Origin of the sequence: Microbacterium sp. W4I20 (assembly GCF_030816505.1) — a bacterium.
In the GTDB taxonomy this organism is placed as follows: Bacteria; Actinomycetota; Actinomycetes; order Actinomycetales; family Microbacteriaceae; genus Microbacterium.
Genome location: NZ_JAUSYB010000001.1, coordinates 2,470,388 through 2,481,420, shown reverse-complemented (window position 1 = coordinate 2,481,420; position 11,033 = coordinate 2,470,388). Strand labels below are relative to the sequence as shown.

The following is an 11,033-nucleotide window of genomic DNA, read 5'->3' as shown; positions in this document are numbered from 1 at the left end:
GGTCAGGGGGTCGGGACGGCCGCGAAGATCTCGTCGATGATCTCCTCGCTGCGGATGCCCTCGGCGTCGGCCTCGAACGTCAGCAGCAGACGGTGCCGCAGCACCAGGTGGCGGAGTGCGCGGATGTCCTCCGGCAGCACGTGCGATCGGCCGTTCAAGAGCGCCAGCGCGCGCGACGCCTGCAGGAACGCGATGCTCGCACGCGGGCTCGCCCCGTACTTGATCAGGCGGGCGCGCTCCTCCCCGATGTACGGCGCGGGATTGCGGGTGACGTAGGCGATCGACACGATGTAGTTGCGGATCGCGGGGTCGACGTAGACGCGTCCCGCGACGTCCTGCAGCAGGTGCACGTCGTCGAGGCTGACGGAGCTGGTCACGTGGCGGTCGGGGTCGAGCACGCCGGAGTCGATGCGGCTGAGGATCTCGAACTCCTCGGCGGGGCTCGGGTATTCGACGATCTCCTTGAGCAGGAACCGGTCCATCTGCGCCTCAGGCAGCTCGTAGGTGCCCTCCTGCTCGATCGGGTTCTGCGTCGCGATCACCAGGAACGGCTTCGGCAGCGGGTGGATCTCGCCGCCGATCGTGGTCTGGTGCTCCTGCATCGCCTCGAGCATGGCGCTCTGCGTCTTGGCGCTGGAGCGGTTGATCTCGTCGAGCAGCACGAAGTTCGCGTGCACGGGGCCGAGCACCGTGCGGAACGAACCGGTCGCCGACTCGTAGATCTGGCTGCCGGTGATGTCGCTGGGCAGCAGGTCGGGTGTGCACTGGATGCGCTTGAACTGCGCCTTCACGGTGTCGGCGAGGGTGCTGGCGGCGGTGGTCTTGGCGAGACCGGGCACGCTCTCCAGCAGGATGTGGCCGCCCGCGATGAGCGAGACGAGCAGGCTCATCCGCAGCCGGTCCTGGCCGACCATCTTCGCCGAGTAGGAGTCGGAGATGACCTTCAGCACGCTCGCGGCGCGCGACATCTCGGCATCCGTCGGCGCGCTCTGGTTCTTCGAGCCCGAGACTCCCTGGGTCGCTCCCTGGCTCGCCGGGTTCTGGTCCTGGGTCCCTGAGCCTGTCGAAGGGCGCGGTGCCGGAGGTACCGGCGGTGCCGGCGGGTAGCCGGGAACGGGCGGCGGCGGGGGCGCAGCGTTCGTCTGCGGGTCCTGCGCGTAGGGCTCGTTCATGTGGGGGCTCCCTCGTTCAGCGGGGAATGCACCTCACCGCCATCCCCCGCGGACCAGCGTATCCGCATCCGCCGACGCTCCCGGCGGGTAGCGGTACCCGTCTCAGGCCTCCGGGGTGGAACGGATGCCGCGCCGGCGGCCGACCCAGACGACGAGCGCCGCGGCGCCGATGATGATCGCGGCGATCAGCACGACGTACCCCGAGACCCCGAGATAGCCGCCGGGCACGCGGTGGGGGTCGAGGAACGGGTAGGGATACCACCAGTGGTCGCCCGTGGCCGGGGCGATGATCAGGTTCGCGCGCACCAGCGTGTAGACGACCCAGACGATCGGGAAGATCGCGGCGATGAAGATCGTGCTCCACCCGAGCGCGCGGCGGCGCGGAGCGAACAGCACGTCGAGCAGGAGCAGCAGCGGGATGACGACGTGCAGCACCTCGTTCGACCAGGGCACGGTGACGCCCTGCGGCAGTTCGATGCCGCGCAGCAGGGTGTTGTAGACGACGCCGGTGACGATCATGTAGGTGCTCGCACAGACCAGGAGGATCGCGATCCATCGCGGCTCGGCATCCGTCGTGTCGCGGTGTCGGAGCGCCCAGATCGCAGCGATGGCGAGCGCGATCGCCGCGAGGATGTTCGAGTCGATCGTGAAGAAGCTGAGGAAGTTGGCGGCGACCGTGGGCATGTGGCTGCCCCATTCGGTCGTGTTGGCGACCGCGTTCTCGATCGAACGGCTGAGCTGGGCGATGACGGCGGCCAGCGCCAGAGCGGATGCTGCCAGTCGTGCATACGGCCACCAGGTGTTCATTTCGCCTCCGCCGGTCACTGTAGCGGAACGGATGTCTGGACCGCCGCACCGGTATATCGGTAGTGTCGGCCTCGGGGACGCGACGGTGCACGGCGGAGGGCACATGAGCGACAGCGGTAACGGTACGAGCAGCACGGGCACCGCGGCGCGCGTCCGCAGATTCCGAGGCGGACTGAGCATCCAGTCCAAGCTCCTGATCATGCTGCTCGTCGTGAGCCTGATTTCCTCGCTCGTGGTCGGTGCGATCGGCTTCATCAACGGCCGGCAGTCGCTCCATGACGCGGCGGTCGACCAGCTCATCACCATCCGGTCTATGCGCGCCACAGAGATCACCGAGGCGATCGCCGACGTCACGCGCGACGCCTCGCTGAACTCCCGCAACCTCAGTGCGCAGACGCTGTCGAACGAGCTGAATGCGGCCTTCGACGAACTGCAGGAGCAGGAGATCAGCGACGAGCAGGCGTCGCAGCTCGAGGCCTACTACGCCGACACGTTCGTGCCCGAGCTCGAGGCCCGCGCGGGCGAGGAGTATGGCACCGAGGCGTTCATCCCGCAATCGAACGCCGGGCGCTACCTGCAGCTGCAGTACACGGTGAACAACCAGGACTTCGACGCCGATTACGACGCACTGCTCGTGGGCAACGACGCCGGCGACGGCACGACCTACTCCGCCGCGGCCGAGCGCTACGGCGACTACTTCACCCGACTGGTGCAGCAGGCCGGCTACGAGGACGCCCTGCTGCTCAACCTCGACGGCGACGTCGTCTTTTCCGCGTATAAGGGCATCGACCTCGGAACGAACGTCAACACCGGTCCGTACCGCGATTCGTCGTTCGCACAGACCTATCGCGACTCGATCGCGACGAACTCGGTCGATGCCGTGGGCCTCACCGACTTCGAGCGGTGGATCCCCTCCCTGAACGTGCCGACGATGTGGGTGATCTCTCCGGTCGGCAACGACAGCCGCATCACCGGGGCCATGGCGCTGCAGGTGCCCATCAGCCAGATCAATGACGTGATGACGGGCAACGAGCAGTGGAAGGAGCAGGGTCTGGGCGACACCGGCGAGGTCTACCTGGTCGGTCGCGACGACCTCATGCGGAGCACCTCGCGCCGCCTCGAGGAAGACCCCGAGAACTACGTGAAGCGGCTCATCAGCGGCGGGATCGCGCCGACCATCGCGAACCGGATCGGCGAGGTCAAGGGCACCGTGCTGCTGCAGCCCGTCGACACGTTCGCCGTCGCCGAAGCGCAGGCCGGGCGGACCGGCACCGTGATCGGCCGCGACTACATCGGCGGAGACAGCGTCACGACCTACGCGCCGCTCGAGACGGCGGGCCTCGACTGGGTGATCGTCGCGCGCATCGACACGGCGGAGGCCTTCGAGCCGGTCAACGTCTTCACCCGCAACGTGCTGCTGTCGCTGCTCGGCATCCTGCTCGGTGTGTCTCTGCTCTCGCTGTTGTTCGCGCAGGTCTTCACCCGGCCCATCCATCGTCTGGTCGGTGCCGTGCACCGCGTCGCGGCGGGCGATCTCGACGTGCAGGTGCCGCAGGGCTCGCGCGACGAGTTCGGCGACCTCGGCAGTGCGTTCAACGACATGGCGTCGAGTCTGCGCATCAAGCAGGACCTGATCGAGGAGCAGCAGAAGGAGAACGAGAAGCTGCTGCACACCCTCATGCCCGAGAGCGTCGCGGCGAAGTACAAGCAGGGCGATGAGGCGATCACCGAGGCGCACGAGAACGTGTCGGTGGTCTTCGCCGAGCTGGTGGGGTTCGACGACCTGGCTCGCGCCATGACCGCCGAGGAGGAGATCGGGCTGCTGAACACGCTCATGCGCGGCTTCGACGAGGCGGCCGAGAAGGCCGGTGTCGAGAAGGTGCGCACCCTGCGAGGCGGGTACCTCGCCTCGTCGGGTCTCATCGTTCCGCGGGTGGACAACATCCGTCGGTCGGTCGAGTTCGCCCGGAACCTCGTCGGGGTGATCGAGCGCTTCAACGCGCAGAACGGCACCCAGATCGCGCTGCGCGCCGGCGTCGACACCGGCACGGTGACCAGCGGCCTCGTCGCGCGCACCACCCTCGCCTACGACCTGTGGGGTGATGCGGTGAACCTGGCTTACCGGGTGCGCTCGGTCACCGGTGAGCCCGGCATCTACGTGAGCCAGACCGTGCGCGACCGCACGCAGGAACTCGTCACCTACGTCGAGGCAGGAACGGTGGAGGCGCAGGGCAGGACCGAGACCGTCTGGAAGGTCGTCTGACATGGGCGACGCGTTCGCGGACGGGTGGGCCTGGTGGGTCATCGGGCTCGCGGTCGGCGTGCCCGTGCTGCTCGTCGTGCTCACCGAGCTGATCGGAACGCTGACCCGTCGCGGCAATCCCGTGGCGAAGCCGCTGCGGATGCTTCGCAACTGGGTCATCCCCGCCGGCGCGCTGCTGGCGCTCTTGGCCTTCGCGATCCAGTCGCCCGCGGATCAGGTGTGGACGCGGGTCGTGGCCACGGTGTTCGGGTTCCTCGTCATCCTGCTCGTGCTCTCGTCGTTCAACGTCGCGCTGTTCGCCAACGCCCAGCAGGACTCCTGGCGTGGACGCATCCCGACGATCTTCGTCGAGATCGCCCGGCTGATCCTGGTGGGCGTCGGGCTCGCGCTCCTCTTCTCCTGGGTATGGGATGCCGACGTCGGCGGCCTCTTCACCGCACTCGGCGTCGGCTCGATCGTGATCGGACTCGCGCTGCAGAACGCCGTGGGCGGGGTGATCTCCGGGCTGCTGCTGCTGTTCGAGCAGCCGTTCAAGATCGGCGACTGGCTCGACACCGGCGGAGTGAAGGGCCGGGTCGTCGAGGTGAACTGGCGCGCCGTGCACATCGAGACCGGCGCCGGCATCCAGATCGTGCCGAACTCGACGCTCTCCGGCGCTTCTTTCACGAACATGAGCCAGCCGGACGGACCGTACTCGGCCGAGACCGCCGTGAAGTTCTCGACCGACGACCCGCCGCACGAGGTCATGGGGCTGCTGGTCGAGATCGCGGATGCCCTGCCGATGAGCCTTCCCGGAGACCGGGCATCGGTCGACTACTCCGGTGCCGGTGCCTACGGGGTGTCGATCCCGGTGGCGGGCCCCGCCGACGCGTCACGGGCTCTGTCGATGTATCTCTCCTGGCTCTGGTACGCCGCGCGGCGGCGTGGTTTCGCGCTGGACGGCGACTCCACCGATCCGCTCGCCGAACCGCAGCGGCTGGTCGAGGCGATCACCGCGATCGCCCCCACACTGCATCTGCGCGACGACGACATCGAGGCGGTGACCGTCGGTGCGCGGCTCGAGCGGTTCGGGGTCGGCGAGATCGTGCTGCCGAGCGGCGTCGTACCGGACGAGGTGCGCGTAGTGGTGTCGGGACGGGCGGTGCTGGCCATCGACGCGGACGGCGGACGCATCGAGTTCGCGACCGCGGAGAAGGGCGACATCGTCGGGCACACGGCCCTCACGCGCGAGCGCACGCAGGCGGTGACGGTGGCTGGCGAGATCCTGACGGTCGTCGTGCTTCCGCTGTCGACGGTCGACGCACTGATCCAGAGCCGTCCGCGCCTGGCGGTCGAGATCGGCGAGGCGCTGGAGCTGAAGAGGTCGCTCGCCGCGACCCGGCTGGCCGAGTTGGGTCTCGCGCGGAACGTCATCGGCGAGCGCTAAGTCCTCTTCCCAATTTCGAATCGCGCAAATGGGTGTTTTACCGCGTCGGAAGCAGCCATTTGCGCGATTCGAAAACCGCTCGAAGGGCGTTCAAGCGCGCCGGCTCCACCGCATCCGGGTGACGAGCACGCCGAGCAGGCACAGCGCGCCGCCGAGGAACATCAGCGGCGTCGGTACCTCTCCGAGGATCGCCCACGACATCAGGATCGCGATGGCCGGCACGACGTAGGTCGTCGCCGAGGTCTGGCCGGCCGTGCTGCGCTGCAGAACGTATGCCCACGTCGTGAACGCGACCGCGGTCGGGAAGATGCCGAGGTAGACCACCCACAGCGTGGCGTCGAGCGGCGCGGATTGCAGCGCCCCGATGAGGCTGCCCGACCACGGCAACAGAGCGACCGTGCCGGCGATCGCGCCGAGCCAGGTGAGCGTGGTGGCATCGGCACCGGCGCTGAGCAGGCGCTTCTGAACCAGGGTGCAGCCGGCGTACATCACGGCCGCGAGGAGCGCGAGCAGGAGGCCGGTGATGTCGGGTCCTTCGCTGGAGGACGAGTTCATACCGATGAGCACGACGCCGAGGAAGGCGATGGGCGCTCCGATCACGAGCGGCTTCGGGAAGCCCTCGCGCAGGAACAGCCCGCTGAAGACGACCACCATGAGCGGGGCGAGGTTCACCACCATGGCGGCGGTACCCGCGTCGAGTGAGCGCTCCGCGCTGTTGAGGGCGAGGTTGTACACGCAGAACCAGCCGACGCCCCACACCGCGATGAGCCACCAGTGCCGACGCTCGGGAAGACGGATGCCGTGGCGCACGGCGATCAGCGTGAGCACCAGGGTGCCGACGGCCATGCGCAGAAGCGCGAGCGCGCCGGGGTCATAGTGCGGCCCGGCGCCGCGGATGCCGATGAATGCCGACGCCCAGAGCACCACGGTCACCAGGGCGGCGATGAGGACCAGCGGACCCTGCTTCTTCGGCGCCGCCGCCGCCGGTCGACTGCCCGTGCGGCCGAGGGGCTCGTGCGACGTGGCTTCTGGCATCCCCCGATCCTGACAGGGGCCTCCGACATCGGCGATCACCTGGCGCGACAGCATCCGTCGCTTTTCCGCCATGCCCGACCCCCTCCGCTCCCGTGGCACTTTCTGCGGCTTCGACGCCGCTCAACCCGCACAAGAGGCCACGGGAGCGGGGTGGCCTCAGGGCGCGGTGACCATGAGGGTGATCCGCGCGAGGAGTCCGTCGTCGAACTGCAGATGCAGGTAGCGTCCGTCCACGGCGTAGCGCACGTAGGTGGGCCCCTGCTTCTCCGGCTCTCCGAGGAGCGCGAGCGTCTCCTCCCGCGTGGAGCCGTCGTCCAGCCCCTCGATCAGCGCCGCCGGGTTCGGGTACGCCGGGGCGGCGACTTTGACGATCGGCCCGGTGGCTCGCTCGGTGGTGCGGATCCAGATCGTGCTGATTCCGTGGCGGTCCGACTCGACCTCGATGCCCGCCTTGCGCAGCGCCGCTCCGGACGAACGGAGCTGCCCCTTCGGCAGATCACGGCCGATCAGACCCTGCACGCGCGCAGCGACTTCGGCGCCGTCCGGTTCGCCGAGGATGCTCAGAAGGGCGACGACATCGCCCGTGACGGCGGTGCTCCCATCCGGCGCCGCCACCGCGGTGGCCTCTCTGCCCAGCTGCCGGTCGAGCCACGCAGAGAACTCGTCGTCGCCGACCGCGCGCCACTCCTCCGGAAGCTCAGCGCCGAACTCGTTCTGCACCCACGCGCGCAGCGGGGCGAGTGACTCCAGAGGAAGAGGCTCGTCCGGCGGGTCACCCAGGGTCATGGCGGTGATCTCGTCGTAGCCGACGGCGAGCAGCGTGAGCAGCTCAGCGTCGTCCTCGGCGATTCCGTAGCCGGCGCCGTCGGAGTCGAGCACGACGATGCGGATCCGATCCTGGTCGTCGGCCCACAGCGCGACGAGCGAGCCGTCGCCGGATGCTTCGGCGATCGGCAGCAGGCGCGCATACCCCGGAGCGCCCTCGTCGAGCCAGCCGTCGAGACTCAGCCCGGCGACGAACGCGGGTGCGGCGCCGATGCGGTCCTCCGGGTAGGGACTCAACACGTACCCGGCGGCGGCGTCACGCCCATGCCCCTGCTCTTCCATCCACGCCCACGCGCGCTCCAGCCGCTCGGCCACGGCAGTCCAATCGGGTCGGTGTTGTGCGAGCTCGCGCGCCATCCGTGACATGGCTGCCACTCTAGGGCCGCGACACCCCCCGCTCCCGTGGCACTTCCTGCGGCTTCAAGGCCGTTCAACCCGCAGGAACTGCCACGGGAGCGGAAGGGGGCCGCGCCGGAGGAGCGTCGCCACCCCTTCGATAGGATGGGGACGCCTGAACAGGGCGAGCCATCAGCCGGTGCAAACCCGGCGAAAGCAGGGGGGACACCCATGCCAGGAATCGTTATCGTCGGCGTGCAGTGGGGCGACGAAGGAAAGGGCAAGGCCACCGATCTTCTCGGTGAGCGCACCGACTGGGTGGTGAAGTTCAACGGCGGCAACAACGCCGGACACACCGTCGTCGTCGGCGACGAGAAGTACGCGCTGCACCTGCTGCCGTCCGGCATCCTCTCTCCCGGCGTGACGCCGGTGATCGGCAACGGCGTCGTGGTCGACCTCGAGGTGCTCTTCTTCGAGCTCGAGGCGCTCGCCGCCCGCGGCATCGACGTCTCGCGTCTCAAGGTCAGCGCCAACGCGCACATCATCACGCAGTACCACCGCACCCTCGACAAGGTCACCGAGCGCTTCCTCGGCAAGCGGATGATCGGCACCACCGGCCGCGGCATCGGCCCGGCTTACGCCGACAAGATCAACCGCGTCGGCATCCGCGTGCAGGACATCTTCGACGAGAACATCCTGCGCCAGAAGGTCGAGGGCGCCCTCGACCACAAGAACCACCTGCTGGTGAAGATCTTCAACCGCCGCGCGATCACCGCCGACGAGGTCGTCGAAGACCTGCTGTCGTACGCCGACCGGCTGCGGCCGATGGTCGCCGACACCGGCTACCTGATCGCCGAGGCGCTCGAGCGGAACGAGGTCGTCGTCTTCGAGGGCGGCCAGGCCACCATGCTCGACATCGACCACGGCACCTACCCGTTCGTCACGTCGTCGTCGGCGACCGCCGGTGGTGCTTCGACCGGCTCCGGCGTCGGTCCCGGCGCGCTCGACCGCATCGTCGGCATCGTCAAGGCGTACACGACCCGTGTCGGCTCGGGCCCCTTCCCGACCGAGCTGTTCGACGAGCAGGGCGAATGGCTGCGCAAGCAGGGCTTCGAGTTCGGCACGACGACCGGCCGTCCGCGCCGCGTGGGCTGGTACGACGCGCCCATCACCCGGTACGCCACCCGCATCAACGGCATCACCGACCTGGTGCTCACGAAACTCGACATCCTCACCGGGCTCGAGCAGGTCCCGGTGTGCGTGGCGTACGACGTCGACGGCGAGCGGTTTGACGAGGTGCCGGTCAACCAGACCGACTTCCACCACGCCAAGCCGATCCTCGAGTACTTCCCCGGCTGGAGCGAGGACATTTCGAAGGCGCGCACCTTCGAGGATCTGCCGCAGAACGCCCAGGACTACGTGCTCGCACTCGAGAAGATGAGCCACACCCGCATCTCGGTGATCGGCGTCGGCCCCGAGCGCGACCAGGTCATCGTCCGCCACGACCTCGTCGACTGACCGGAGCGCGCGCATGACACGGTTCTGGCTCGGCGGCTACGGCCCCGCGATGGACGGGCAGGCCGAGGGTATCGGCCTGCTCGCCGGCGACGAAGGCCGCGAGGCCAGCACCCTGGCGTACCGCGGCGTGGTGGCCGAGACGCCGTCGCCGTCGTGGTTGGCGCAGCATCCGTCCCTCGACGTCGTCTACGCGGCGCTCGAAGGGGATTCCGAGGTGCGGGCCTTCGCGCGCACCGGCGAATCGTCGCTGTCGCCGCTCGGCGACCCGGTCGCGGTCGGCCAGTCCGTCTGCCACCTGGCGGTCGCCCCGAACGGCTCCTCGCTGATCGCGAGCTGCTACGGAGACGGACGCGTCGTGCGGATCGGCCTCGATGCGGCGGGCCGTCTCGTGCCGGCGGAGACGAAGGCGGATGCCGCGGCGGCGCTCCGCGCGGCCCTGTTCGGCGACCAGGACCCGGATGCCGCAGCCGTGACCCCCGCGGGCGATGGCGTCGCAGCATCCGACCCGCACGATGCCGGAGGCGACCGCGTCTCGCACGCGCACGCCGCCGTCTTCCTGCCGGACGGCCGCATCGCCACCACCGATCTCGGTTTCGACCTGATTCGGTTCTGGCGCGCCGGCTCGGCGACCTCGGGACTGGTCCTCGACCACGAGGTCGCGCTCCCGCTCGGCACCGGACCGCGCCACATGGTCCTGCATCCCAGCGGCCACCTGCACGTGGTGACCGAGTACTCGTGCGAGGTGTTCACGCTCGCGTCGGCCCCCGACGGCACCTGGAGCATCGTGTCATCGACCCTGTCGAGCCCGATCGTGCAGGTCGGCGTCGACTTCGCCGCCGAGCTCGCGCGCACTCGCGACGGGCAGTTCCTGTACACCGCCCTCCGCGGCAGCAACACGATCGCGGCCCTGCGGGTCCGCGGCGGGGGCGAGGCGCTCGAGTCGGTCGCGCTCGCCGACTCCGGAGTGGACTGGCCGCGCCACCATCTCGTGCACGAGGGCAAACTCCTCGTCGCCGGGCAGCGGTCCGACACGGTCACGCTGCTCGACCTCGATGAGCGCACGGGCGCCCCGCTCGGCATCCGTCACGAGGCGCAGGTTCCGACCCCGACGCATTTTCTGCCGGTTCGCGGAGCCTGATCCGCGTCAGGCGTCGACCGACTCGTCCTTCGCGAGCCAGCGGATCGGGCCCGCTCCTCGCTGCCCGAGCACGTCCCCGGGGTTCTGCAGCGCGCACGACGTGAGGCTCAGGCATCCGCATCCGATGCAGCCGTCGAGGTCGCCGCGGAGGTGCTCGAGCTGTCGGATGCGCGCGTCGAGCTCGTCGCGCCACTGCTGCGACAGGCGCGCCCAGTCCTGCTTCGTGGGCGTCCGCCCTTCGGGGAGTGATTCGAGGGCCGCGCGGATGTCCTTCAGCGGGATGCCGACGCGCTGCGACACCCGGATGAACGCGACGCGGCGCAGCGTGGTGCGGGAGTAGCGGCGCTGATTGCCCGACGTGCGCTCGGACGAGATCAGGCCGTTGCGCTCGTAGAAGTGGAGGGCGGATGCTGCGACTCCGCTGCGCCGGGAGACCTCGCCGATCGTGAGGCGACGGTCCTTGTCGCCGTCCAACTGGGGCATGCTGCCTGCCTTCCGCCCGATCCGCTTGAC

The 11,033-nt window shown here is 69.2% G+C and carries 9 protein-coding genes; 4 read left to right on the top strand and 5 right to left on the bottom strand.

Annotation, left to right across the window (positions count from 1 at the left end; all coding sequences use genetic code 11):
* Positions 1-2: 2 nt before the first annotated feature.
* Complete coding sequence (locus tag QFZ21_RS12075; RefSeq protein WP_307381301.1) at positions 3-968, bottom strand: MoxR family ATPase; 966 nt, start codon at positions 966-968, stop codon at positions 3-5.
* Positions 969-1,274: 306 nt separating this feature from the next.
* Complete coding sequence (locus tag QFZ21_RS12070) at positions 1,275-1,979, bottom strand: Pr6Pr family membrane protein (RefSeq protein ID WP_307378159.1); 705 nt, start codon at positions 1,977-1,979, stop codon at positions 1,275-1,277.
* Between the two features lie 103 nt (positions 1,980-2,082).
* Between QFZ21_RS12070 and QFZ21_RS12065 the strand changes: the two genes are divergently transcribed.
* Positions 2,083-4,242 carry an adenylate/guanylate cyclase domain-containing protein gene (locus QFZ21_RS12065; protein ID WP_307378157.1) on the top strand — a complete coding sequence of 720 codons (2,160 nt, stop codon included), beginning with the start codon at positions 2,083-2,085 and terminating at the stop codon, positions 4,240-4,242.
* Position 4,243: 1 nt separating this feature from the next.
* A complete protein-coding gene (locus QFZ21_RS12060; RefSeq protein ID WP_307378155.1) occupies positions 4,244-5,668 on the top strand; it encodes a mechanosensitive ion channel domain-containing protein in 1,425 nt (474 codons plus the stop codon).
* Positions 5,669-5,758: 90 nt separating this feature from the next.
* Here the strand turns inward: QFZ21_RS12060 and QFZ21_RS12055 are convergent, their stop codons facing one another.
* Complete coding sequence (locus QFZ21_RS12055) at positions 5,759-6,703, bottom strand: DMT family transporter (RefSeq protein ID WP_307378153.1); 945 nt, start codon at positions 6,701-6,703, stop codon at positions 5,759-5,761.
* A gap of 156 nt (positions 6,704-6,859) precedes the next feature.
* A complete protein-coding gene (locus QFZ21_RS12050; protein WP_307378151.1) occupies positions 6,860-7,894 on the bottom strand; it encodes a hypothetical protein in 1,035 nt (344 codons plus the stop codon).
* A 201-nt stretch (positions 7,895-8,095) separates the two neighbouring features.
* On the opposite strand from QFZ21_RS12050, the gene QFZ21_RS12045 reads away from it, so the two are divergent.
* The gene (locus QFZ21_RS12045) at positions 8,096-9,382 is read left to right on the top strand and encodes an adenylosuccinate synthase (protein ID WP_307378149.1); all 1,287 of its coding nucleotides are present in this window, start codon (positions 8,096-8,098) and stop codon (positions 9,380-9,382) included.
* A gap of 13 nt (positions 9,383-9,395) precedes the next feature.
* Positions 9,396-10,520 carry a beta-propeller fold lactonase family protein gene (locus QFZ21_RS12040; RefSeq protein ID WP_307378148.1) on the top strand — a complete coding sequence of 375 codons (1,125 nt, stop codon included), beginning with the start codon at positions 9,396-9,398 and terminating at the stop codon, positions 10,518-10,520.
* A gap of 6 nt (positions 10,521-10,526) precedes the next feature.
* Here QFZ21_RS12040 and soxR read toward each other — a convergent pair whose 3' ends face one another.
* Positions 10,527-11,003, bottom strand: coding sequence for a redox-sensitive transcriptional activator SoxR (gene soxR, locus QFZ21_RS12035; protein WP_307378147.1), 477 nt, complete (start codon positions 11,001-11,003; stop codon positions 10,527-10,529).
* Positions 11,004-11,033: the final 30 nt, after the last annotated feature.

Excerpts from the sequence above, each read along its gene's own strand:
- soxR (WP_307378147.1), bottom strand. The coding sequence starts at position 11,003 with ATGCCCCAGTTGGACGGCGACAAGGACCGTCGCCTCACGATCGGCGAG.
- QFZ21_RS12050 (WP_307378151.1), bottom strand. The coding sequence starts at position 7,894 with ATGTCACGGATGGCGCGCGAGCTCGCACAACACCGACCCGATTGGACT.
- QFZ21_RS12065 (WP_307378157.1), top strand. The coding sequence starts at position 2,083 with ATGAGCGACAGCGGTAACGGTACGAGCAGCACGGGCACCGCGGCGCGC.
- QFZ21_RS12045 (WP_307378149.1), top strand. The coding sequence starts at position 8,096 with ATGCCAGGAATCGTTATCGTCGGCGTGCAGTGGGGCGACGAAGGAAAG.
- QFZ21_RS12055 (WP_307378153.1), bottom strand. The coding sequence starts at position 6,703 with ATGCCAGAAGCCACGTCGCACGAGCCCCTCGGCCGCACGGGCAGTCGA.
- QFZ21_RS12040 (WP_307378148.1), top strand. The coding sequence starts at position 9,396 with ATGACACGGTTCTGGCTCGGCGGCTACGGCCCCGCGATGGACGGGCAG.
- QFZ21_RS12070 (WP_307378159.1), bottom strand. The coding sequence starts at position 1,979 with ATGAACACCTGGTGGCCGTATGCACGACTGGCAGCATCCGCTCTGGCG.
- QFZ21_RS12060 (WP_307378155.1), top strand. The coding sequence starts at position 4,244 with ATGGGCGACGCGTTCGCGGACGGGTGGGCCTGGTGGGTCATCGGGCTC.
- QFZ21_RS12075 (WP_307381301.1), bottom strand. The coding sequence starts at position 968 with ATGTCGCGCGCCGCGAGCGTGCTGAAGGTCATCTCCGACTCCTACTCG.